The organism is Leifsonia sp. GW821-FHT13C05, from assembly GCF_058806515.1.
On record NZ_JBXAPT010000001.1, the window covers coordinates 734,100 to 757,231 of the forward strand.

The following is a 23,132-nucleotide window of genomic DNA, read 5'->3' on the forward strand; positions in this document are numbered from 1 at the left end:
GGGGCCGTTCCGTGTGTCAGGGCCGATGGATGCTGCGGCCGGCCGGGCGCTACGCCCAGCCGACGCCGTCGTGCGTGAAGCGGCCGCCGAGCAGCGTCGCGGCCACGGGCATCCCGCGCAGGTCGGCGGAGCGGCAGGTTAACGGGTCGGCGTCGAGCACCGCGATGTCGGCCGGCTCCCCCACGCCGATGACCGACCGGGTGGATGCGCGCAGCGCGGCGTCCCGTGCCAGCGCCTGCTCCGAATGCCACGGCTCCCGGCCGTCGCGTGAGCGGGTGACCGCGGCCGACAGCGCGATCCACGGGTCGAGCGGCGCGACGGGAGCGTCGGAGCCGAACGCGATCACCGCTCCGGATGCGTGCAGCTCGGCGAGCGGGAACGCCCGCCCCGTGCGACCCCGCCACAGCACGTCGGCGACGTCGCGGTCGTCCATCGCGTGCTCCGGCTGAACGCTCGCGGTGACGCCCAGGCGCACGAAGCGGGGAACGTCGGCGGCGGCGAGCAGCTGCGCGTGCTCGATCCTGCCGCCGCAGCCGACCTCCTCGAACGCGTCGAGGGCGAGGGTGTTCGCGCGGTCGCCGATGGCGTGCACGGCCGGTTCGATGCCGTTCGAGGCGGCCCGGCGCATCCACTGGACGAGTTCTGCGGTGCTGAGGTTGGCGACGCCGTGGCCGCCGTCCGGGTACGCGCCGACGCAGAGGGCCGTGCGGGTGTTGAGCGAGCCGTCGCTGATGATCTTCGCCGGACCGACGGTGAGCAGGCCGCCGGTGCCGTCGATCGTCGCGCCCGTGCGGAGGCCCACGGCGATGGCGCGTTCCAGGTCGTCGGGGTAGATGCCGAACTCGACTCGCAGCGATCGCGCGGCGCCGGATGCCGCTGCGCCCATCCTGCGCCGCCACACCTCCAGATTCCAGCCGTACTCGAGGTCGACGACGCCCACCACACCGCGCGCGGCGGCGGCCTCCGCCGCCTCGGCCGCCCACCGGTCGAGGGTGGAGTCGTCCGCGGCCGACAGCATGCTCGTCACCGCGAAGCTCGCGTCCTCGCGGAGCACGGCGGCCGACGGGTCGTCGGCGGTGTCCGGAGCGAACCGACGCGCGGCGGCGGTGTTCAGCCAGGAGCAGTGCAGGTCGCCGGCGATCAGCACGACCTCCCGGCCGTCCGCCGCCGCGTCGAGCAGCGCGCGGGTGGGCTGGTCCGGCCAGAGAGCGTCGTGGAAGCCGAAGCCGACGAGCGGTTCCTCCGCCTCCGCTCCCGCCTTGCGCTCCGCGGCGATGCGGTCGCGCACCAGGTCGGCGGCCTCCGCGGCCGAGTGTGCGTGGGAGAGATCCAGGCGCCGTGCGGTCTGCGCCCACTGCGTGAAGTGGACGTGCTGATCCCAGAGCCCCGGCACGATCCAGCGGCCGTCGAGATGCGCCACCCGCACACCATCGCCGCCTTCCAGTGACGCCGACCGCGCATCGCCGCTCCCGGACGGGCCCACCGCCGCGATGCGCCCGTCGCGCAGCAGCACGTCGTGCGCGCCGTCCACGCCCGGGATGCGCGCCCCCGTCAGCAGCAGGGGAACCGCCGGCGCCGCCTCCGGCTCGGACGATGCGCCAGCATCCGGCCTCACCGAGCTGCGCGCATCCGGTCGTGCACCCTGCGCATCTCGGCGGCGAGGTCGCGGCTGGCGTAGACGCCGTCGCCCTCGAGCTCGCCGATGATCCTGTCGACGGTCTCGGCCGGCTTGTTCTGGCTGAGCTTGCTCTTGGCGACGATCTTCGTGGGCGTGAGGCGCATCCCGACCGTGCCGGAGGAGATGCGCTGCGCATACGCGGCGTCCTGTGGCGTGCCCTCCATGCGGCGCGGCGACGGCATCCGGTCTTCGAAGTGGTCGACCAGCCGGCCGAGCACGGCGAAGTTCTCCTCGTCGGTCAGGATCTCCGGGACGCCGCTGAGGTGTGCCGCGGTGAAGTTCCAGGTGGGCACGGCCGGGTTGGCGTCGTACCAGCCGGGCGAGATGTAGCCGTGCGGTCCCTGCACGACGACGAGGAGCTCGTGCTGCCCGAGCTCGTGCAGCAGGTCGTCCGGACGGCCGACGTGGGTGACGATCGAGAGGTCTTCCCGCGACTCGTCGACCAGGATCGGGTAGTGCGACGCGACCAGCCCGGCCTCGGTGGAGCTGACGATCGTGGCCCACGGGTTGAGGCGGATCAGCCGCTTGATCTCCTGGACGTCGGCGAGGGCGAAGCTGGGATTCTGTCTCATCGTCGGTCTCCGCTCAGGCCTGGTCTTTGGGGCACCAGTACAGTTTGCGCCCTCCGAGCAGCTCCATCACGATGTGCGTGCCGCACACGCGGCACGGCAGTCCCTCGCGCTTGTAGACCCAGTGCCGGTCTTCGCGGCTGGCCATCGCCTTGCGGTACGCCTCGGGGTCGAGGTCGTCCATCGTCATCATCTGGCCGGTCTCCACGCCGATGCGCAGCAGCCTCCCCCAGTCGCGCCAGAGCTCGCGCACCGTGTCCTCCGGCACCTGCTTGCCGGGCGTGTGCGGGTTCTGCCTGGCACGGAACAGCAGTTCGGCCCGGTAGACGTTCCCGATGCCCGCCACCACGTTCTGGTCCATCAGCAGCAGCGCGATGGAGGTGGGCTTCTTCCGGACGGCGGCGACGAAGCGGTCTTCTGCCGCCTGGTCGTCGGAGAGGAGCGGGTCCGGGCCGAGCTTCGCGATCACCGCATCCACTTCTGCCAGGTCGAGCACCTCGCACGCCGTCGGGCCGCGGAGGTCGGCGACGGCGGTGTCGCTGAGCAGCCGCACGCGCACCTGGCCGATCGGCTCCGGCGGGAAGGTCGTGATCTCGTCCTCCACCTTCTCCGACTCCGCCATGCGCAGCCGCGTGCGCCGGGGCGCCCCGATGCTGTGCAGCGAGTTCTCGCCCGCACTGTCGAGCACCGTGTCGTCGTCCACGGTTGTTCCGCGCTGGTTGGTCTGCCCCATCCGACCGTTGGCCGCAGCGATGGTCGGGTCGATGCTGATGTCGCCCGCGAAGTCCCACGCGCCGTAGATGCCCAGGTGGATGCGCAGCCACAGCCCGTTGTCGAACTCCAGGAACATCTGCTTGCCCACGGCGCGGGCGTCGGTCATCACGTGCCCGTCGATGCGGGATGCGCCCTCCGCGAAGCGCCCCTGCGGCGACGACACCTGGATGCGGTGCCCGACGAAGTTGCTCGCGAACTGGCGCGCGATGCGGTGGACGGAGTGGCCCTCGGGCATCAGCGGTCCACGTTCTTGCCCGCGATGTCTCCCGTCGCCTCGAACTCGGCGAGCTGGGCGATGCGGCGCACGTGGCGTTCCTCGAACGAGAACGGCTCGGCGATGAAGACGTCGATGAAGCGCGTGGCCTCTTCGACCGTATGCTGCCTGGCTCCGATGGAGATGACGTTGGCGTCGTTGTGCTGGCGGGCCAGCTGCGCCGTGCTCTCGTTCCAGACCAGGGCGGCGCGGGCGCCGATCACCTTGTTGGCCGCGATCTGCTCTCCGTTGCCCGAACCGCCGAAGACGACGCCGAGCGCCTCCACCCCCGCCTGCTGGTCGGCGACGACCGCCTTCGCGGCGTTGATGCAGAACGCCGGGTAGTCGTCGATGGGGTCGTAGGTCGTGGGACCGTGATCGACGACCTCGTGACCGGCCTCGGTGAGGTGGGCCTGAAGGTGGGTGCTGAAGTCCAGACCGGCGTGGTCGGTGGCGATGTGGATGCGCATGCACCCAGTTTAGGGACGGCCACCGACGCCGAGGGACCGCTGACAGCCGATGCGTCTAGGGTTGTCCATTGGACACAATCCGTCGAATCTTCAAGGAGTCAGCGTTGCCAGGAGAAAACCTCACCCGCGTCGAAGCCCAGGAGCGTGCTTCGCTCGTCAGCACCCATTCCTATGACGTCGTCCTCGACCTGACGACCGGGCCGGAGACGTTCCTCAGCACCACCACCGTGCGCTTCGACGCAGAAGAGGGAGCGTCGACGTTCATCGACGCGATCACCCGCACGGTCCACAGCGTCACCCTCAACGGCGTCGAGCTCGACCCCGCGCAGGTCAGCGACGGCGTGCGCATCCAGCTGGACGGCCTGCAGGCACAGAACGAGCTGACCGTGGTCGCAGACGCCATCTACACCAACACCGGTGAGGGCCTCCACCGCTTCGTCGACCCCGTCGACGGCGAGGTCTACCTCTACAGCCAGTTCGAGGTGCCGGACTCGCGCCGCATGTTCGCGGTGTTCGAGCAGCCGGACCTCAAGGCCGAGTTCACCTTCACGGTGACGGCGCCCGCGCACTGGGCCGTCGTCAGCAACTCCCCCACCGCCGAGCCGACGGACGCCGGCGACGGCGCGAAGACCTGGGCCTTCCCGGCGACCAGCCGCATCTCCTCGTACATCACCGCGCTCATCGCCGGCCCGTACGAGTCCGTGCACAGCGAGCTCACCAGCCGCGACGGCCGCACCATCCCGCTCGGCGTCTACGCGCGCAAGTCGCTGGCCGAGTACCTGGATGCCGACTACATCTTCGAGAAGACCCGTGAGGGCTTCGCGTTCTACGAGGAGAAGTTCGACTACGCGTACCCGTTCGAGAAGTACGACCAGCTCTTCGTGCCCGAGTTCAACGCCGGCGCGATGGAGAACGCCGGGGCGATCACCTTCACGGAGACCTACGTCTTCCGCTCCAAGGTCACGGACGCCATCAAGGAGCGCCGGGTCGTCACGATCCTGCACGAGCTGGCACACATGTGGTTCGGCGACCTGGTGACGATGAAGTGGTGGAACGACCTCTGGCTGAACGAGTCGTTCGCCGAGTACGCCTCCACGCTCGCCACCGCAGAGGCCACGGAGTGGCACGAGGCGTGGACCACCTTCGCTGCGATGGAGAAGAGCTGGGCGTACAAGCAGGACCAGCTGCCGTCCACGCACCCCATCGTCGCGACCATCAACGACCTGGAGGACGTGCAGGTCAACTTCGACGGCATCACGTACGCCAAGGGCGCCTCCGTGCTCAAGCAGCTGGTGGCGTGGGTCGGCCAGGACGACTTCCTCGCCGGTGTCGCCCAGTACTTCAAGAAGCACGAGCACTCCAACACCGAGCTGCGCGACCTGCTCGTCGAGCTGGAGGCGACCAGCGGCCGCGACCTCACCGACTGGTCGGAGAAGTGGCTGGAGACCGCGGGCGTCAACACGCTCCGCCCGGAGATCGAGGTGGATGCCGACGGCACGATCACGTCGTTCTCCGTGCTGCAGACCGCCGCAGCCGACTACCCCACCATCCGTCCGCACCGTCTGGCGATCGGGTTCTACAACCTGGTCGACGGCCGCCTCGTGCGCGACCACCGCATCGAGCTCGACGTCGACGGTGAGCGCACCGACGTCGCCGAGCTGGTCGGCCACGCCCGTCCGGCCCTCGTGCTGCTGAACGACGACGACCTCGCGTACGCGAAGATCCGTCTCGACGAGCAGTCCCTGCAGGTGGCCATCGAGCACCTCTCGTCGATCGAGAACCCGCTCGCCCGCTCCCTCGTCTGGGGCGCCGCCTGGGATGCGACCAGGGATGCCGAGACGCCGGCGAGCGACTACGTGCGCCTCGTCCTCGGCAACATCGCGCCGGAGACCGAGTCGACCACCATCCGCACCACGCTGAGCCAGTTGCTCCTCGCCGCTGGCTCGTATGTCGCCCCCGAGCGGCAGAAGGCGGCCACCGAGGAGGTCGCCTCCACCCTGTGGACGCTGGCACAGCAGGCGGAGGCCGGAAGCGACGCGCAGTTCCAGTTCGTCAAGTTCTTCGCCGCTGCGGCGTCGACCGACGAGCAGCTCGCGAACGTCGCCGCCCTGCGCGACGGCACCGTGACCCTGCCCGGCCTCGAGGTCGACACCGACCTCGCCTGGGAGCTGCTGATCGCCCTCGCGGCGGGCGGCAAGGCCGGTCGCGCGGAGATCGACGCAGCCCTCGCGAAGGACAACACGGCGAACGGCGCGCAGTTCGCCGCCCAGGCCGCAGCGAGCATCCCGACCCAGGAGGGCAAGCAGGCCGCCTGGGACTCGGTGTTCGCCACGGACACGGCGCCGAACACGATCGTGCGCTTCACCGGCCTCGGCTTCCAGCGCGCGGCGGACAAGGATGTGCTCGCCACGTTCGTGAAGCCGTACTTCGAGGCGCTGCAGAGCGTGTGGGAGTCGCGCAGCTACAAGATCGCCGAATACCTGGTGGCGGGCATGTACCCGGCACCGCTGGCGAACGCCGCCCTTCGCGACGCGACCCGTGCCTGGCTCGACGCGAACGCCGAGCCCGCCGCACTGCGCCGCCTCGTGGTCGAGAACCTGGCCGGCGTCGAGCGCGCGCTCGCCGCACAGGAGCGCGACGCCCGCTAGTCGGGATCGACCGACGCAGCAGCACCATCGAGTGGCCCCGCATCGCCCAGCACATCCCGTGCCTGGGCGGTCGCGGGGCCACTCGCATCTCCGGGCACGCGCGTCTCGTACCGGGGTACGACAGCCACCGGATGCGGGACCAGACCGCGCGGGGATGCCGCAAACCCCGCCGGTTCAATAGGGTCTAACCATGATCCAACTTGACCGCCTCACCAAGACGTACGGTGCGAAGACCGCCGTCAACGACATCACGGCGACCATCCAACCGGGCAAAGTCACCGGCTTCCTCGGCCCGAACGGCGCGGGCAAGTCGACGACCATGCGCATGATCATGGGACTCGACCGGCCGACGCACGGCACGGCCCTCGTCAACGGGAAGCGCTACGCCGACCACTCGTCGCCGCTCACCGAGGTGGGCGCGCTGCTCGATGCCAAGGCCGTCCACACCGGCAGGAGCGCGTACAATCACCTCCTCGCCATGGCCGCGACCCACGGCATCCCGAAGCGGCGCGTGCACGAGGTGATCGGTCTCGCCGGCCTCGAAGCCGTCGCAGGCAAGCGCGTCGGCGGCTTCTCGCTCGGCATGGGCCAGCGCCTCGGGATCGCGGCGGCCATGCTGGGCGACCCCGCCACGCTCATCCTGGACGAGCCGGTCAACGGTCTCGACCCGGAGGGCGTGCTCTGGGTGCGGCAGTTCGCCAGGCACCTCGCCTCGGAGGGCAGGACCGTGTTCCTCTCCTCGCACCTGATGAGCGAGATGGCGCAGACCGCCGACCACATCATCGTCCTCGGCCGTGGCCGCATCCTCGCGGACGCCCCCGTCGGCGACATCCTCGCGGGAGCCACCCGCAACGCCGTCCGCGTCCGCACGCCGCAGGCCGAGGAGCTGGCCCGCGCCATCGCGGGAGCGGACGTCACGATCACCGGGATCGAGGCCAGCCTCCTCGAGGTCTCCGGCCTCACCAGCGCCCAGGTCGGAGAGGCCGCCGCCCAGTTCGGCATCGTCCTCCACGAGCTGACCCCCCTCAACGCCTCCCTCGAAGAGGCCTACCTCGAACTGACGCAGGACGAGGTCGAATACCGCACGGAGGTCTCCCGATGAGCACCGCAACAGCAACCGCCCCCATCCGGCACACCTCGCTCGGACACCTGAACTTCGCCCGCGTCGTGCGGTCGGAGTGGATCAAGCTGCGCTCGCTGCGCTCCACGTTCTGGACATACGCGATCGTCGTCGTGGTCGGGTTCGGGATGACCTGCCTGGTCGCGTTCACCATCCCCGACACGATCGCGAAGCAGATCCCGGCCGCTCAGCACTCGGCGTTCGTGGTCAACACCGCGTCGTTCGGCGTGACGTTCGGCCAGCTGGCCGTCGCCGTGCTCGGCGTGCTCGCCATTAGCGGCGAGTACTCGACCGGGATGATCCGGTCGTCCTTCGCAGCCGTTCCCAAGCGTCTGCCCGTGCTCGCCGCCAAGGCGATCGTGCTCTTCATCGCCTCGTTCGTGGTCGGCGTCGTCACCGTCGCAGGCTCGTGGGCCATCGCGGCCCCCGTGCTCTCCGGCAAGGGCTTCTCCGCGGACTTCGCCTCGGCGGACACCCTCTGGGCGATCGTCGGCGCCGGAGCGTACCTCGGCCTCGTGTCGGTGTTCGCGCTCGGTCTCGGCACGATCCTCCGCGCAGGTGCAGGCGGCATCGCCGCAGCGCTCGGTGTGGTGTTCCTGCTGCCGATCATCGTGAACCTCGTCGGCTCGCTGACGAACATCGAGTGGATCACCAAGGCGAATAACTACCTGATCAGCGCGGCAGGCGCCGGCATGGCCGGGTCGGACAACGGCGGGTTCGAGCCGTGGGCGAACGTGCTCATCGTGCTCGCCTGGACCGCCGTGTCGTTCGTCATCGGCGCGATCATCCTCAAGCGCCGCGACGCGTAACGCGCTGCGCGCTCACTCCGCATGACAGACGAACAGCTCACCCCCGGCCGGACCTCTCCGGCCGGGGGTGATCTGCAGCTTCCGAGGCCCCCGGGGGTCATCCGGCGCACGATGGCCGCGCATCCGGTGGTCGTCGACAGCATCGTCGCAGCCAGCTACCTCCTCCCGTCGCTGCTCGCCGGCGTGATCGGGATGGTCGTGGAGCCGAGCTGGCAGCTCGGCGTGTACGTCGGGCTGGCGGCCGTCGCCGGCGCAGCCCTGTTCCTCCGCAGGCACAACCCGGTGGCGGTGTTCGCGGTGGGCGCCGCCGTCATGGCGATCACCGTCTTCCTCGGCCACGAGATCGACCCCGTGCCCGCCTTCTACGCGCTGTACGCCCTTGCGGTCTACCGCTCCGCCCGCGCGGCCTGGATCGGGTTCGCGGTGCTCTCCGGTCTCGCCATCGCCACGCTGACCTTCTCGGCCTTCGTGGCGCACGCAGCGATCTTCCACCCGTTCGACAGCGCCGTCGTGCCGTCGGCGATCGTGATCGTCTCCCTCGCACTGTTCTTCGTGCTGGTCGGCATCAACATCGGCAACAGGCGCCGCTACCTCGTCGCCCTCATCGACCGGGCGCAGCAGCTGGCCCGCGAGCGCGACCAGCAGGCGGTGATCGCCGCGACGGCCGAACGCAACAGGATCGCCAGGGAGATGCACGACATCGTCTCGCACAGCCTCACGGTGATGATCACGCTCGCCGACGGGTCCGCCGGGCTGGCCGCGATCTCGCCGGAACGCTCCGCCGATGCGATGCGGATGGTCGCGGAGACCGGGCGCGGCGCGCTCGGCGACATGCGGCGCCTCCTCGGCGTGCTGCGCGCGACGGACGGCGACGGCGACGAGCGCGCCCCGCAGCCCGGCGTCAGCGAACTGAGTGAACTGGTCGAACGCTTCCGCGCAGCAGGGCTCCCCGTGCGCGTCACGGTCGACGGCGTCGCCCCGACCGACACCGGCCAGCAGCTCACCGTGTTCCGCGTCGTGCAGGAGGCGCTGACGAACGCACTGCGCTACGCGGCGCTCGCGACGACGGTGGAGGTGCGCATCCGGTTCGGGACGGAGACCATCGAGATCACCGTGGACGACGACGCGGCCGTGCACGGCGCCCTCGGGCAGGGTTCCGGTCGCGGACTGCTCGGGCTGAGCGAGCGCGTCGCCCTCTACGGAGGCAGACTGGAGGCAGGACCCAAGCCCGGAGGCGGATGGCGGCTGCGCGCGATCCTCGAGGCGATCCCGCCATCGCCGACGCAGACCCCGCCGCCAACGCAGACACCGCCGCCCACACAGACACCGGCCCAGACGCCGACGACCAGCCCGACCACCACCCCCGAGGAGAACACCCCGTGACCGACGACAACCCGATCCGCGTCCTGCTGGTCGACGACCAGGCGCTCGTCCGGCTCGGCTTCCGGATGGTGCTCGAAGCGGACACCGGACTGCACGTGGTCGGCGAAGCGGCGGACGGCCTCGAAGCCGTGCGGCTCGCCGTCGAGACCCGGCCCGACGTGATCCTGATGGACGTGCGCATGCCGTCGCTCGACGGGATCGAGGCCACCCGGCGCATCGTGGCGGCCAACCCGGATGCGCGCATCATCATCCTCACCACGTTCGACCTCGACGAGTACGCGTTCGGCGGACTCCGGGCCGGCGCGAGCGGGTTCCTCCTCAAAGACGCACGGCCGAGCGAGCTGACCGACGCGATCCGGGCGGTCGCTGCGGGAGACGCTGCGGTGTCCGGGAGGGTGACCAGGTCGATGCTGGAACTGTTCGCCGACCGGCTGCCCGCCGCATCCACCGGCCAGCCGGCGGGCGCCGACCCCACGGCCGCGCTGACCCCGCGCGAGCGCGAGATCCTGCTGGCCATCGCCGAAGGGCTCTCCAACGGCGAGATCGGCACGAAGTTCTTCCTCACCGAGTCGACCGTGAAGACGCACGTCGGGCGGGTGCTGTCGAAGCTGCACCTGCGCGACCGGGTGCACGCGGTGATCTTCGCCTACGACAACGGGCTGGTCGAGCGCTGACGGTGGCGCCGGGTCCAGCGGCCGCCAAGGCGGCCCTCGGTAGGCTTGCATTCCTATGGTGAAGATGAACTTCTGGACTGATTTCGGCGCGTGGGCCATTCAGAGCGGCTGGACGCTGCTCAACGTCGCCTCGATCATCGTCGGTGCCTTCCTGCTCAGCTGGATCCTGCGAGTGGTCATCCGCCGCGTGGTGCGGCAGATCGTCACCGGGGTCAAGAAGAACCAGAACGTGACGGACACCCAGGCCATCTCGGCGTCCCCGCTTGCGGCCGTTCGCGTGGTGCAGAGGACCAGGACGCTCGGCTCCGTGCTCAGCAACATCGTCAACGTGACCATCGGCATCATCGCGATCGTCATGGTCATCGGCGTCCTCGCTCCGACCGCGCTGACCTCGTTCGCGCTGCTCTCCGCCGCCATCGGCGCCGGACTCGGTTTCGGCGCCCAGAACATCGTGCGCGACGTCCTCAACGGCCTGTTCATCGTGATGGAGGACCAGCTCGGCGTCGGCGACGTCGTCGACCTCGGGCCGGCCACCGGCGTGGTGGAGGCGGTCGGCATCCGGATCACCCAGGTGCGCGACGTGAACGGGACGCTCTGGTTCGTCCGCAACGGCGAGATCCTGCGCGTCGGCAACATGTCGCAGGGCTGGTCGCGCGTCATCATCGACCTGGCCGTGCCGTACGAGGTGGACATCGAGGCGGTCGAGGCGAAGATGCTGGAGACGGCGACCGCGCTCGCGACCAGCCCGAAGTGGCGCTCGCGCATCCTGGAGAAGCCGGAGCTGTGGGGCCTCGAGTCGATCTCGGCCGACGCGATGGTGATCCGCATCGTCATCAAGACGCGCACCACCGCCAGGGACGACGTGTCGCGTGAGCTGCGCGTGCGCCTGAAGGCCGCCCTCGACGAGATGGATGTGAAGCTGCCGTCGCTCAACGCGATCGTGCTGAGCGGCTTCGACGGCGCGGCGAGCGTCACGGGGGCGCACCCTCCGCGCACCCGTCCGACGCCGGTGGTGCCGGAGACCCCGCTCAAGGGCCGCAAGGCCCGGGCGGCGGCGAAGCGGTCCGGCGCTGCGCCGGCGGACCCGCGCGCACTGCGGATCGCCGGGGTGAAGACCACCGGCGCCGCGAAGCCCGCCGCCGAGGCGAAGGCTGCGAAGCCCGCCACTGGACAGACTCCCAAGACCCCCGGAGCCGCCAATCCGCCCACAGGCGCAGGCGACGACGCACCCAAGACCAAGCCACCGGCAGAGTGACATGACCATCCCCATCCAACCGACTCCCCCGCGCCACTCCGGCGACCCCGGCGGCGAGACGGCAGCCACGTTCTACGACCAGATCGGCGGGCGCGAGACGTTCCGCCGCCTGGTCGACGCGTTCTACCGCGGCGTCGCCGACGACCCCGTGCTCAAGCCGATGTACCCGGAGGACGACCTCGGCCCCGCCGCCGAACGGCTCACCATGTTCCTCGAGCAGTACTGGGGCGGCCCCGGCACGTACAGCGAGCAGCGCGGGCACCCCCGGCTCCGGATGCGCCACATGCCCTTCAAGGTCAACCCGGACGCCCGCGACCGCTGGCTCCAGCACATGCGCGCCGCCGTCGACGAGCTCGACCTCCCGCCGCTCGCCGAGGAGACGCTCTGGTCGTACCTGGAGCGCGCCGCACACGCGATGGTCAACACGTTCGAGGACTGAACCGCGATACTCTCTCGGAAGAACCGTGCCGAAGGAGACACAGGATGAGCCGAACCCCGCAGCAGCCGGATGCGATCGTCGTCGGAGCCGGCCTCGCCGGGCTCGTCGCGGCCGGTGAGCTCCTCGACGCAGGCAAGTCGGTCACCATCGTCGAGCAGGAGCCGGCCGCATCCCTCGGCGGACAGGCGTGGTGGTCGTTCGGCGGCCTGTTCCTCGTCGACTCGCCCGAACAACGCAGGATGGGCGTGCACGACTCGCTCGCGCTCGCCAGGCAGGACTGGTTCGGCAGCGCGGGCTTCGACCGGGACGAGGACCACTGGCCGCGCCGCTGGGCGGAGGCCTACCTGCAGTTCGCCGCCGGGGAGAAGCGGGCGTGGCTGCACGAGAAGGGCGTCCGGTTCTTCCCCATCGTCGGGTGGGCGGAACGCGGAGCGGGAGCGGCGGGTGGCCACGGCAACTCTGTCCCCCGCTTCCACATCACCTGGGGCACGGGTCCGGGCGTCGTCGCCCCGTTCGCCGCGCGCCTCGCGGACGGCGTCGCGACCGGGCTGGCGACCGTCCTGCACCGGCACAGGGTCGACGAGCTGATCGTCGAGGACGGCAGGGTCACCGGGGTGCGCGGGGCGGTGCTCGCCGAAGACGCGGCAGAGCGCGGAGCTCCGAGCAACCGCGACCAGGTCGGCGACTTCGAGCTGCGTGCAGGCGCCGTCATCGTCACGAGCGGAGGCATCGGGGGCAACCACGACCTCGTCCGCGCCGCCTGGCCCGCCAGGCTCGGCACGCCGCCCGCGCACATGCTGTCCGGCGTGCCTGCCCACGTCGACGGCCGGATGCTCGGGATCGCAGAGACGGCGGGCGCGCACCTGATCAACGGCGACAGGATGTGGCACTACACCGAGGGCATCCAGAACTGGGATCCGGTGTGGCCGCAGCACGGCATCCGGATCCTGCCCGGCCCGTCGTCGCTCTGGCTGGACGCGAGCGGAGACCGGCTGCCTTCGCCGCTGTTCCCCGGCTTCGACACGCTCGGGACCCTGGAGCACCTGCGCAGGATCGGCTCGGACTACAGCTGGTTCGTGCTCACCCAGAAGATCATCGAGAAGGAGTTCGCGCTGTCCGGCAGCGAACAGAATCCCGACCTCACCGGCAAGGACCTCCGGCTGCTCGCCAAGCGTGTCTCACCCGGCGCGCCCGGACCGGTGGAGGCCTTCAAGGAGAAGGGCGCCGACTTCGTGGTGGCGGACACCATCGACGAGCTCCTCGCCGGGATGCAGGCGCTCTCCGACGTCCCGCTCGACAGCGACCTCGTCGCCCGGCACATCCGGGAACGCGACCGCGAGCTCGACAACGACTTCGGCAAAGACCTGCAGCTCGCCGCGATCCGGGCGGCGAGGGAGTACCGCGGCGACAAGCTCATCCGGGTGGCCAGCCCGCACAAGCTGCTCGACCCGAAGGCCGGGCCGCTCATCGCGGTGAAGCTGCACATCCTCACCAGGAAGAGCCTCGGCGGCATCGAGACCGACCTGGATGCGCGCGTGCTCGGCGCGGACGGCTCCCCCATCCCCGGCCTGTACGCGGCCGGGGAGGCGAGCGGGTTCGGCGGCGGAGGCGTGCACGGCTACCGCGCGCTGGAGGGCACCTTCCTCGGCGGCTGCCTGTTCAGCGGCCGCCAGGCAGGGCGAGCCGCCGCGGCGACCGTCTAAGCGCGCAGGCTCCACGCCTGGCGACGGACCAGGATGTGGCCGCGCTTGGTGGTCAGCCGCGTCCACGGTCCCGTCTCCAGGATCGTCACCGGCTCGCCCTCGGCGAGGAAGCCGAGGCTCTCCGCCGCGAACGCCGCACCGGCCGGCACGTACTCGAGCGTGTCGATCGGGCGACCCCACACCTCGGCGCGCACCCGCTGCACCAGCTGCTCTCCCGTGCCGCTCGGGATGGACTCCGCCACCTCGGCGATGCCGGCCTTCGCCGTCTCCGCCAGCAGGCCGTATGTGGTCTCTCCGACCGGACGCCAGCCGCCACGCGGCGGGGAGATGCCCGCCCAGGTGACGGTCGACACCTCCAACGGCATCCGGATCTCGACGGGCCCGACACCGGCGGCAGGCGTGATCGCCTCGCCGATGCGCGCCAGCCGGTCGAGCAGCGACCGGATCGGCACCACGGCGTCGAAGTCCGCACCATGCACGATCGCGAACGTGCGCAGGCCGAGAACGGTCGGGGTCTGGTCGAGCAGGCCACGCGGATAGAGGATCGCCGTATAGACGGCGAGCACCCCCGACCCACCGATCAGGCGTACCGACCCTTCCTCGACACGGGCCGCCCTGGACAGGTATGTCTGCAGGTCGGCGACGGCGAGGGAATCCACGAGAGAAAATGACTGGCTCATCTGCTGTCTAAACTACCAAGAGAGAACTCAATGGAGGCACAGTGACCGAGCCCCTGGCATCACTTCTGACCGCGCTCGATCTGACGGACACCGGCGCGAGGACCAGCGAAGACATCTTCACCGGCCCCTCCCAGTGGATGCCGCTCGGTCGCGTCTTCGGCGGCCAGGTGCTCGCGCAGTCGATCGTCGCCGCCTCCCGCACCGTCCCGGACGGCCGAGCGATCCACTCCATGCACGGCTACTTCCTGCGTCCCGGCGACGTGAACCTGCCGATCACCTTCTCCGTCGACCGCATCCACGACGGCCGGTCCTTCTCGACCAGGCGCACTCAGGCGTACCAGAGCGGTCAGCCGATCCTGTCGATGATCGCCTCGTTCCAGGACGAGGACGAGGGCCTGACGCACCAGGTCGAGATGCCGACGGACATCCCGGATCCGGAGACGCTGCCGAACTCGGCGGACAGCCTGGAGAACGTGGAACATCCCGTCGCGCAGTACTGGGCGAGCGAGCGGCCGTTCGACATCCGCCACATCACCTCCCCCATCTACCTGACGGTCGACGGAGAGCACGTCGCCCACCAGGCCGTCTGGTTCCGGTCGATCGGCGCGCTACCGGACGACCCCGACCTGCACCGCGCCGCTCTCGCGTACGCGAGCGACTACACGATCATGGAATCCGTGATGCGCAGGCACGGCGTCGCCTGGGCCACCCCCGGACTGCGCGCGGCGAGCCTCGACCACGCGATGTGGTGGCACCGTCCTGCGCGCGTCGACGAGTGGCTGCTCTACGTGCAGGAGTCGCCGAGCGCCAGCGGCGGCCGCGGACTCGCCCTCGGCCGCATCTTCAGCCGCGACGGGCGCCTGGTGGCGAGCGTCGCGCAGGAGGCGATGGTGCGGGTGCCGCTGGCCTAGGTGCCGGCGCTACCCGAAGGTGGTCTTGAGCAGCACCGTCCCGTCGACCGCCGACCGGATGTCGATGGATGCGATGTCCGCCTTGGCGACGCTGGTGGTGGCCGTCGGCTTCACGGTGGTGCCCGGCCCGGCCGTCCAGGTGGCGACCTGCGTCTGCGTGCCAGACCGGTCGGTGACGACCATCGCGTACGCCCAGCTCTTGCCCTCTGTGCCGCTCACCTCCGAGTAGCTGCAGCTCGATTCGATCCTGGTCCCCCACGACTCGGTGACGAGCCGGACGTCGGCGGAGAGCGCGCTCGGCTCCACCTGGCTGAGCGTCACCCTCGTGCCCGCCACGTCGGTGTGCGGCGCGAACACGGCGGGGAGAGCGAACACCGACACGGCGACGATCGCGGCGGCGGCCAGCAGCGACCCGGCCGTCCACCAGCGGGTGCGCATCCGGCGGCGGCGCGCGGCGCTCAGGAGGGCGGGCAGCACATCCGGGGCCGACTCGGTGGTGTCGGTGGCGCGTGTCTCTCCGGTTGTTGCCGTGCCTTCCGCCGGTGCCGTGTCGAGCAGCGCGAACGCGTCTTCCGCTGACACCTGCCGCAGCAGGCCGGGCAGCCCGGCCAGTTCGGACACGTCTGCCGAGCACGCCGCGCAGGTGCGCAGATGCTCCTCGTACGCACGCCGGTCGGCGGGCGACAACGCCCCGAGCACGTATGCTCCGTCCCAGGTGGCGAACTCCTCGTGTCCGGTCATCGCTCCGTCACTCCCCTCTCCTGCAGGGCGAGTCGAAGCGCTCGCAAACCGTAGTGGATGCGCGACTTGACCGTCCCCTCCGGAACGTCCAGTTCGCGCGAGATCTCCGCGATCGACCGTCCGCCGTAGTAGGCGTGGACGATCACGGCGCGGTGTTCGACGGACAGCTCGGCCAGCGCATCCGACACCAGCCAGGCGTCGAGCACGGCGTCCGACTCGCTGGTGCCCGGCCGCTCCGGCAGGGTGTCCGTGCCGTATTCGTGCTGGTTGCGCGCGCTGCGCTTGTCGTCGATCACGAGGTTGCGGGCGACGGTGAACAGCCACGCCCGCGCCGACGACTGCGACTGGTCGAGCACGGCGGGCCGCTTCCACGCGCGCAGGAGGGTCTCCTGCACGATGTCGTCGGCCATCGCCCGGTCGCCGGTGAGGTGCACCACGTAGCGCCAGACCGCTTGCGCGTGCTGATCGTGCAGTTCGCGCAGCAGCCGCGCATCCTCGTTCGCCATGACACCTCCACCACAGACACGGGACAGGATGCGAAAAGGTTCAGCTGCGACACTGCGCGGTGAACCGTACGCACAGCAGCTTCGTGCATACCGTAAGAGAACGCTACGCCGACCGGGAGGACCCCGCATGAACGACTCGACACCGCTCACCCGCCGCACCCTCGTCCAGCTCGGCGGTGCCACCGCCGTCGGCGCCGGGGCGTTGCTGCTCACCGCGTGCACCGCGGACGGCGCCGACGGCTCAGAGCCGACGGGCTCGGACAGCGCCGTGAAGGTGCCGCTGTCGTCCATCCCGGTCGGAGGCGCCGTCTCGGCGAAGATGGGCTCTGCGCCGATCGTGGTCTCGCAGCCGACCGCGGGAAAGGTGGTCGCGTTCAGCGCCGTCTGCACCCATCAGGGATGCACGGTCGCACCGCAAGGCAAGGAGTTCGACTGCCCGTGCCACGGCTCGCGCTTCGACGCCACCACCGGCGACGTGCTCGGCGGACCGGCCAGCCAGCCGCTCCCGAAGCTGACCGCCACCGTGTCCGGCGAGACGGTCACCGTGACGAAGTAGGCGGCGTCAGGCGCGCTTGGTGAACTGCACGGGGTCGTCGAGGTACGGCGTCCAGGCTGCCCGCTCGCGCTCGTTGATGCGTCGCGGACGCTGGCTGGCCGCATCCACCAGCACGATGGTCGTCGCCGCCCGCGAGTACAGGATCTCCGGCTCGGTTCCGGCGGGCGACCGCACCTCGTAGCAGACCTCCAGGCTCGCCCCGCCCAGCCTGCCCAGCCACAGCTGCACGTCGAGCGGCTGCCGCAGATACGGGATGGGGGCGAGGTACTCGATCTCCTGCCGCGCGATCAGCGTCAGGGTGTCTGCGCCCGGCCGCCCGTCGAGCACGGCGGTCGACCCTCCGACCGCCTCCTCGGCGTCGTCGGTGACCCAGAACGCCTCGATGCGCGCCTCCTCCAGGAGACGCAGCATCTCGGCGTTGTTGACGTGCCCGTACGCATCCAGGTCGCTCCACCGGAGCTTGATCGGAACATGCAGTCGCATCAGGCAGCCCTTCGGTCTGTGCTCGTCGGCCGACGCGAGTGTCAGTCGCGCGTGAGCTTGCGGTACGCGGAACGGTGCGGCTTGGCGGCGTCCGGGCCGAGTCGCTGCACCTTGTTCTCCTCGTACGCCTCGAAGTTGCCCTCGAACCAGTACCAGTTCGCCGGGTCTTCCTCCGTGCCCTCGTAGGCGAGGATGTGCGTGGCGATCCTGTCGAGGAACCACCGGTCGTGGGTGATGACCACGGCACAGCCGGGGAACTCGAGCAGTGCGTTCTCGAGGCTGGACAGGGTCTCGACGTCCAGGTCGTTCGTCGGCTCGTCGAGGAGCAGCAGGTTGCCGCCCTGCTTGAGCGTCAGCGCCAGGTTCAGCCTGTTGCGCTCACCACCGGAGAGCACGCCGGCCTTCTTCTGCTGGTCCGGGCCTTTGAAGCCGAACGTCGACACGTACGCACGCGACGGCACCTCGGTCTTGCCGACCTGGATGTAGTCGAGCCCGTCGGACACGACCTCCCACAGCGTCTTGTTCGGGTCGATGCCGCCACGCGACTGGTCGACGTAGGAGATCTGGACCGTCTCGCCGATCTTCAGCTCGCCGCCGTCGAGCGGTTCGAGACCGACGATCGTCTTGAACAGGGTGGTCTTACCGACACCGTTCGGGCCGATGACGCCGACGATGCCGTTGCGCGGAAGCGTGAAGGTGAGGCCGTCGATCAGCTTGCGGTCGCCGAACCCCTTCTCCAGGTTCTTCGCGTCGATGACGACCTGGCCGAGACGCGGTCCCGGCGGAATCTGGATCTCCTCGAAGTCGAGCTTCCTGGTGCGCTCCGCCTCCGCCGCCATCTCCTCGTACCTGGCCAGACGGGCCTTCGACTTGGCCTGGCGGCCCTTGGCGTTGCTGCGCACCCAGTCGAGCTCCTCGGAGAGGCGCTTGGCGAGCTTCGCGTCCTTCTTGCCAGCGACTTCGAGACGCTCGCGCTTCTTCTCGAGGTAAGTGGAGTAGTTGCCCTCGTACGGATACAGGTGACCGCGGTCGACCTCGGCGATCCACTCCGCGACGTGGTCGAGGAAGTACCGGTCGTGGGTGACGGCGAGCACGGCACCGTGGTACTTGGCCAGGTGCTGCTCCAGCCACAGCACGCTCTCGGCGTCGAGGTGGTTGGTGGGCTCGTCGAGGAGGAGCAGGTCGGGCTTCTGCAGCAGCAGCTTGCAGAGCGCGACGCGGCGCTTCTCACCACCGGAGAGCGTGTTGACCGGCCAGTCCCCCGGCGGGCAGCGGAGCGCATCCATCGCCTGCTCCAGCTGGGAGTCGAGGTCCCAGGCGTCCTGGGCGTCGATCTGCTCCTGCAGGGTGCCCATCTCGGCGAGCAGCGTGTCGAAGTCTGCATCCGGGTCTGCGAGCAGCGCGGAGATCTCGTTGAACCGGTCGACCTTGCTCTTGATCTCGCCGACGCCCTCCTGGACGTTCTCGAGAACGGTCTTGTTCTCGTCGAGCACGGGCTCCTGCATGAGGATGCCGACGGTGTACCCGGGCGTGAGTTTCGCCTCGCCGTTGCTCGGGGTGTCGAGCCCGGCCATGATCTTTAGAATGGTCGACTTACCGGCGCCGTTCGGACCGACGACACCGATCTTCGCTCCGGGCAGGAACGCCATCGTGACGTCGTCCAGAATCAGTTTGTCGCCGACCGCTTTGCGGGCGCGCACCATCGAGTAAATGTATTCGGCCATGAGGTCCAGTCTATTGGCTGCCGCAGCGCCCTTGTCCGCCCCGGCTGGCGGTCCGGGACGCGGTGGCGTGTCATCATGATGGTCGCGTCCTCAGTCGACGTGGTCACGGGGAGGCAGCGGTGGGTGCACGTTTGCGGGGCTCCGGCGCCGGGGCGCGGTGGTACGGCCTCGTCACGCAACTCGTGTTCGCCGGCGCCATCGTACTTGGTCTCCTGAATCCGGACGCGACCCAGACGGCGCTCGATCGCTCCCTGGAACCGCTCCTCGCGACGATCGCGGCTTGCCTCGTGGTGCTGGCGATTCGCACGCTTTTCGTGGGTGTCTACTTCCTTCCGGACCGCCTCGTCGTGCGGAGCTGGTTTCGCACGTACACGGTGCCACTCGACTCGTCCGCGCGCTGTGACACGAAACCCTGGAGCAGTTTCCTAACCGGCTGGAACGACTCGCGCACCTGGCGGATGCTGCGCATCTCGTGGACAGAGGCGGGGCGTCGCCGAACGCGCGGGCATCGGGTCACCGTTGCCGGGCGGAATCACGCCCGGCAACAGGCCGCAGTGATCAACGCCTTCATCTCGGCGGCAGCGGACGGTCCGACTCCTGACCTCGCGCGGGACTACGCCCGAGGTCAGGCGAGGAGAGCGATCGTGGCCGAGATGCGAGCACACCAGAAGTCAACCGTCTTCACCGGCTTCGCCTGGTTGGGTCTCGTTCGCCACCCAGAGCCGACCAACGCCGAAGCCTCGCTTGGCAGCGACGTGACCGAACGGACCGGCTCGGACTGACGCCGAACCGACGAGACGTATTCATCACTGGCTCGGTCGAAGTCCATCACTGGCTCGGCCGAAGCCGATCAGTGCTACGCCCTGCGTCGTTCGGAGGATGGGGTCGGCCGGTCCAGCGGGCGGGAGGGCTCCGCTACCAGTCGATCGCCCTGGTTTGGCCGACGAGGCAGCCGCCGGTGCCGAGGACCGGGGTGGTCAGGCTGTTGTAGCCGCCCGCGTCTGCGCCGTTCTGGCCGATGAGGCAGGTGTCGCCGAGCTTGACCGAGAACTGGATCGAGTTGGCGGCCAGGCCGATCGTGGTGGTGTCGACCGTGAGTTGCATGGCCGACTTGTCGAAGCCGGCCGCGACGAGGGCGTCGATGAAGTCGCGCCCCTTCGCAGCGGGGTTGGCCGCGAGGGTGGCCCGGTTGACCTTGTCGAAGAAGGGGAGGTTCTGCTGGGCGGTGCCGCCGGGGACGAGTTCCGGAACTGCGGCTGGGGTGCTCGTAGCGGACGGCGTGGAGGATGGTGTCGGCGCTGTCGTGGCCGGGGCGGGGGTTCCACCGACGCAGCCGGCGAGCGAGCCTGCGATGAGGAGCACCCCGGCGGTGGACGCGAGCAGGTGGCGCAGTGGGCGCGCGGTGGCGGTCGCACCCGCGGGAGCGTGGGTGGGCCGGGCAGCGGCCGGCGCGGCGTGGGGGCTGGGCAGGTGGGGCATCGCTCTCCGTCGCTGGACTCCGGCCCGGGCGGGCCGCTGCCTGGACGGCAGCGCTCGAATCGTTATGCCTCATTCTAGACAGCCGTCGCTGAGGGAACGTCGACTGCAACGTCAACAGCGCGAACGCCCTGGACGGTGCGCGCGAACGTCGCGCTCCCCCACGCGAGGTCGTGGCCGATGGCGTCCGCCTCGATCTCCGCCGTGATCCCGCGCGATGAAGGGTCGTCTCCGTCGGACCATTCGCGCACGGTGAGACGGCCGGTGACCAGGACCGGATCGCCGCGGCTGACGCAGCCGGCCACGTTGGAGGCGAGCTGCCGGTATGCGGAGACCGTGAACCAGTTGCACCGGGTGTTCTGCCAGGCGTCCGCATCCACGTCGTAGACGGTGTTCGTGGTGATGAGGCGGAAGCTCGTGACCGAAAGGCCCTCGGTGGTGACGATGTGCCGCGGGTCTGTCGCGACGACGCCGGTGACGGTGATGGTGTCGTTCATGGTGCTCTCCTCGGATGGCTCGCTGTGGTGTTCCGAGTCTGCGGGGAGGGCGTCGGCGCCGGACAGGGCGCGGGAGAACTGTGGAGAAGTCGGCTCGGCCAGATGCTGTGGAGGAGCTCGGCGGAAGGGGCGCGACGGAGAAGCGCGGCGCAGAAGCCCGCGCGCCCGCTACGCCGCGATCACATACGGCGCGTACGAGGCCCTGATCTTGTTCACCTTCGGTTGGGCCACCGCCAGGCAGTATCCCTGGCCGGGATTCTTGGCGAAGAAGTCCTGGTGGTACTCCTCGGCGCGGTAGAAGGTGCCGAGCGGTTCGAGCGTGGTGACGACGGTGCCGTCCCAGTAGGTCTTCGCGCGCTCGATGGCTGCTTCGAACTGTGCCTTCTGCTCGTCGCCGTCGTAGAACATCGCCGAACGGTACTGGGTGCCGATGTCGGCGCCCTGGCGGTTCAGCTGGGTGGGGTCGTGGAGGGTGAAGAACACGTCGAGGATGACGCTCGGCGGGATCACCTCGGGGTCGAAGGTGACCGCGACGGCCTCCGCGTGGCCAGTCGAGCCGGTGCAGACCTCTTCGTACGTGGGGTCGACGGCGGTGCCGCCCGTGTATCCGGAGACGACGTCCTGCACGCCGCGGAGGACACGGTAGACCGCATCCAGGCACCAGAAGCACCCACCGGCGATGACATATGTGTCCATCAACATCCCTTTCGTTTCGATCCTCCCCATTCTCCTACGATGAAGACATGGCTTACGAACCCGCGGAGAACCGCTACGAGACGATGACGTACAACCGCAGCGGACGCAGCGGGCTGAAGCTTCCTGCCCTGTCGCTCGGGCTATGGCACAACTTCGGCGACGAGCGCCCGATCGAGACCCAGCGCGCCATCGTGCGCCGCGCGTTCGACCTCGGCGTCACGCACTTCGACCTCGCCAACAACTACGGCCCTCCCGCCGGAACCGCCGAAACCAACTTCGGGCGCATCCTGCGCGAAGACCTCCTGCCGTACCGCGACGAGATCGTGGTCTCCACGAAGGCCGGGTACTTCATGTGGAACGGCCCGTACGGCGAGTGGGGCTCCCGCAAGACGATGCTGTCGTCGCTCGACCAGAGCCTCGGCCGTCTCGGGCTGGACTACGTCGACATCTTCTATTCGCACCGGCCGGACCCGGAGACTCCGATCGAGGAGACGATGGGCGCGCTCGCCACCGCCGTGAAGCAGGGCAAGGCGCTCTACGCCGGCATCTCCAACTATTCGCCGCAGCAGACCACGGCGGCAGCGGCGGCCCTGGCCGACCACGGCGTCCCGCTGCTCATCCACCAGCCGCGGTACTCGATGTTCGACAGGCACATCGAAGACGGCCTGTTCCCCGTGCTCGAGAAGGTGGGAGCCGGGAGCATCGTCTTCTCGCCGCTCGCCCAGGGGATGCTCACCGACCGCTACCTCGACGGCACCGTGCCCGCCGGCTCCCGCGCGGCCACCAGCCACTTCCTGTCGGAGAAGCAGCTCAGCCCTGTGTACCTGGAACGCGCCCGCGCGCTCAACGACATCGCCGCCGCCCGCGGCCAGTCGCTCGCGCAGCTGGCGCTCAGCTGGGTGCTGCGGCAGCCGGGCGTCACGAGCGCGCTGATCGGCGCATCCAGTGTCGCCCAGCTGGAGCAGAACATCGCCGCGCTCGACGCACCAGCACTCACCGCGGACGAGATCGCCAGCATCGAGCCGTACGCCGTGGACGGCACGGAGCACCTCGAAGACGAGTAGCGGCGGGCAGGTTCTGTCACACC

The 23,132-nt window shown here is 69.7% G+C and carries 24 protein-coding genes; 12 read left to right on the forward strand and 12 right to left on the reverse strand.

Annotated features, from left to right (window positions below):
* Positions 1-49: 49 nt before the first annotated feature.
* From AC1ROC_RS03565 to AC1ROC_RS03580, 4 genes are read right to left on the reverse strand one after another with little or no spacing between them, the layout of a single operon-like run.
* Positions 50-1,615: an amidohydrolase gene (locus tag AC1ROC_RS03565; protein ID WP_492998146.1), complete on the reverse strand. Its 1,566-nt coding sequence runs from the start codon at positions 1,613-1,615 to the stop codon at positions 50-52.
* The gene (locus tag AC1ROC_RS03570) at positions 1,612-2,250 is read right to left on the reverse strand and encodes an FMN-binding negative transcriptional regulator (RefSeq protein ID WP_492998148.1); all 639 of its coding nucleotides are present in this window, start codon (positions 2,248-2,250) and stop codon (positions 1,612-1,614) included. The genes AC1ROC_RS03565 and AC1ROC_RS03570 overlap by 4 nt, the downstream gene beginning before the upstream one ends.
* A gap of 13 nt (positions 2,251-2,263) precedes the next feature.
* Positions 2,264-3,256 carry an Fpg/Nei family DNA glycosylase gene (locus AC1ROC_RS03575; protein WP_492998150.1) on the reverse strand — a complete coding sequence of 331 codons (993 nt, stop codon included), beginning with the start codon at positions 3,254-3,256 and terminating at the stop codon, positions 2,264-2,266.
* Complete coding sequence (locus AC1ROC_RS03580; protein WP_085368490.1) at positions 3,256-3,744, reverse strand: ribose-5-phosphate isomerase; 489 nt, start codon at positions 3,742-3,744, stop codon at positions 3,256-3,258. The genes AC1ROC_RS03575 and AC1ROC_RS03580 overlap by 1 nt, the downstream gene beginning before the upstream one ends.
* A gap of 104 nt (positions 3,745-3,848) precedes the next feature.
* Here AC1ROC_RS03580 and pepN point away from each other — a divergent pair, with 104 nt between their 5' ends.
* The 8 genes from pepN to AC1ROC_RS03620 all read left to right on the forward strand — a co-directional run bounded on the left by pepN (position 3,849) and on the right by AC1ROC_RS03620 (position 13,775).
* Entirely contained in the window at positions 3,849-6,392 is a 2,544-nt protein-coding gene (gene pepN / locus AC1ROC_RS03585) for an aminopeptidase N (protein ID WP_492998152.1), read from the forward strand.
* 190 nt (positions 6,393-6,582) lie between these two features.
* Positions 6,583-7,494, forward strand: coding sequence for an ATP-binding cassette domain-containing protein (locus AC1ROC_RS03590; protein ID WP_085368492.1), 912 nt, complete (start codon positions 6,583-6,585; stop codon positions 7,492-7,494).
* Positions 7,491-8,321, forward strand: a complete 831-nt coding sequence (locus AC1ROC_RS03595; protein WP_492998155.1) for an ABC transporter permease subunit — start codon at positions 7,491-7,493, stop codon at positions 8,319-8,321. Before AC1ROC_RS03590 ends, AC1ROC_RS03595 begins: the two co-directional genes overlap by 4 nt.
* A 21-nt stretch (positions 8,322-8,342) precedes the next feature.
* Positions 8,343-9,704: a sensor histidine kinase gene (locus AC1ROC_RS03600; protein WP_085368494.1), complete on the forward strand. Its 1,362-nt coding sequence runs from the start codon at positions 8,343-8,345 to the stop codon at positions 9,702-9,704.
* The gene (locus tag AC1ROC_RS03605) at positions 9,701-10,378 is read left to right on the forward strand and encodes a response regulator (protein ID WP_085368495.1); all 678 of its coding nucleotides are present in this window, start codon (positions 9,701-9,703) and stop codon (positions 10,376-10,378) included. Before AC1ROC_RS03600 ends, AC1ROC_RS03605 begins: the two co-directional genes overlap by 4 nt.
* Before the next feature lie 55 nt (positions 10,379-10,433).
* Positions 10,434-11,633 (forward strand): mechanosensitive ion channel family protein, encoded by a 1,200-nt coding sequence (locus tag AC1ROC_RS03610; RefSeq protein ID WP_492998158.1) that lies wholly within the window; start codon positions 10,434-10,436, stop codon positions 11,631-11,633.
* Position 11,634: 1 nt separating this feature from the next.
* Complete coding sequence (locus AC1ROC_RS03615) at positions 11,635-12,072, forward strand: globin (RefSeq protein WP_492998160.1); 438 nt, start codon at positions 11,635-11,637, stop codon at positions 12,070-12,072.
* 44 nt (positions 12,073-12,116) lie between these two features.
* Entirely contained in the window at positions 12,117-13,775 is a 1,659-nt protein-coding gene (locus AC1ROC_RS03620) for an FAD-binding dehydrogenase (protein ID WP_085368498.1), read from the forward strand.
* Here the strand turns inward: AC1ROC_RS03620 and AC1ROC_RS03625 are convergent.
* Positions 13,772-14,455: a DUF8185 domain-containing protein gene (locus AC1ROC_RS03625; protein ID WP_492998163.1), complete on the reverse strand. Its 684-nt coding sequence runs from the start codon at positions 14,453-14,455 to the stop codon at positions 13,772-13,774. The two genes, AC1ROC_RS03620 and AC1ROC_RS03625, sit on opposite strands and share 4 nt — an antisense overlap.
* A 41-nt stretch (positions 14,456-14,496) precedes the next feature.
* Between AC1ROC_RS03625 and AC1ROC_RS03630 the strand changes: the two genes are divergently transcribed.
* Positions 14,497-15,366 (forward strand): acyl-CoA thioesterase, encoded by an 870-nt coding sequence (locus AC1ROC_RS03630; protein WP_179150728.1) that lies wholly within the window; start codon positions 14,497-14,499, stop codon positions 15,364-15,366.
* 9 nt (positions 15,367-15,375) lie between these two features.
* Here AC1ROC_RS03630 and AC1ROC_RS03635 read toward each other — a convergent pair whose 3' ends face one another.
* The gene (locus AC1ROC_RS03635; protein ID WP_492998165.1) at positions 15,376-16,107 is read right to left on the reverse strand and encodes an anti-sigma factor family protein; all 732 of its coding nucleotides are present in this window, start codon (positions 16,105-16,107) and stop codon (positions 15,376-15,378) included.
* The gene (locus tag AC1ROC_RS03640; protein ID WP_492998166.1) at positions 16,104-16,613 is read right to left on the reverse strand and encodes a sigma-70 family RNA polymerase sigma factor; all 510 of its coding nucleotides are present in this window, start codon (positions 16,611-16,613) and stop codon (positions 16,104-16,106) included. Before AC1ROC_RS03640 ends, AC1ROC_RS03635 begins: the two co-directional genes overlap by 4 nt.
* Positions 16,614-16,740: 127 nt before the next feature.
* Between AC1ROC_RS03640 and AC1ROC_RS03645 the strand changes: the two genes are divergently transcribed.
* Positions 16,741-17,169: a QcrA and Rieske domain-containing protein gene (locus AC1ROC_RS03645; protein WP_492998167.1), complete on the forward strand. Its 429-nt coding sequence runs from the start codon at positions 16,741-16,743 to the stop codon at positions 17,167-17,169.
* Positions 17,170-17,175: 6 nt separating this feature from the next.
* Here AC1ROC_RS03645 and AC1ROC_RS03650 read toward each other — a convergent pair whose 3' ends face one another.
* Positions 17,176-17,652 (reverse strand): acyl-CoA thioesterase, encoded by a 477-nt coding sequence (locus AC1ROC_RS03650; RefSeq protein ID WP_085368503.1) that lies wholly within the window; start codon positions 17,650-17,652, stop codon positions 17,176-17,178.
* 41 nt (positions 17,653-17,693) lie between these two features.
* Positions 17,694-19,376 carry an energy-dependent translational throttle protein EttA gene (ettA, locus tag AC1ROC_RS03655; RefSeq protein ID WP_168689320.1) on the reverse strand — a complete coding sequence of 561 codons (1,683 nt, stop codon included), beginning with the start codon at positions 19,374-19,376 and terminating at the stop codon, positions 17,694-17,696.
* A gap of 119 nt (positions 19,377-19,495) precedes the next feature.
* Between ettA and AC1ROC_RS03660 the strand changes: the two genes are divergently transcribed.
* Positions 19,496-20,158: a hypothetical protein gene (locus AC1ROC_RS03660; protein ID WP_492998170.1), complete on the forward strand. Its 663-nt coding sequence runs from the start codon at positions 19,496-19,498 to the stop codon at positions 20,156-20,158.
* Between the two features lie 133 nt (positions 20,159-20,291).
* Here AC1ROC_RS03660 and AC1ROC_RS03665 read toward each other — a convergent pair whose 3' ends face one another.
* From AC1ROC_RS03665 to msrA, 3 genes are all read right to left on the reverse strand, one after another.
* A complete protein-coding gene (locus AC1ROC_RS03665) occupies positions 20,292-20,855 on the reverse strand; it encodes a DUF6993 domain-containing protein (protein ID WP_492998172.1) in 564 nt (187 codons plus the stop codon).
* A gap of 74 nt (positions 20,856-20,929) precedes the next feature.
* Entirely contained in the window at positions 20,930-21,349 is a 420-nt protein-coding gene (locus tag AC1ROC_RS03670) for a single-stranded DNA-binding protein (protein ID WP_492998174.1), read from the reverse strand.
* Between the two features lie 168 nt (positions 21,350-21,517).
* Positions 21,518-22,045, reverse strand: a complete 528-nt coding sequence (gene msrA, locus AC1ROC_RS03675) for a peptide-methionine (S)-S-oxide reductase MsrA (protein WP_168689318.1) — start codon at positions 22,043-22,045, stop codon at positions 21,518-21,520.
* Positions 22,046-22,092: 47 nt separating this feature from the next.
* Between msrA and AC1ROC_RS03680 the strand changes: the two genes are divergently transcribed.
* Positions 22,093-23,109 carry an aldo/keto reductase gene (locus AC1ROC_RS03680; protein ID WP_492998176.1) on the forward strand — a complete coding sequence of 339 codons (1,017 nt, stop codon included), beginning with the start codon at positions 22,093-22,095 and terminating at the stop codon, positions 23,107-23,109.
* The last annotated feature ends 23 nt before the right edge of the window (positions 23,110-23,132 follow it).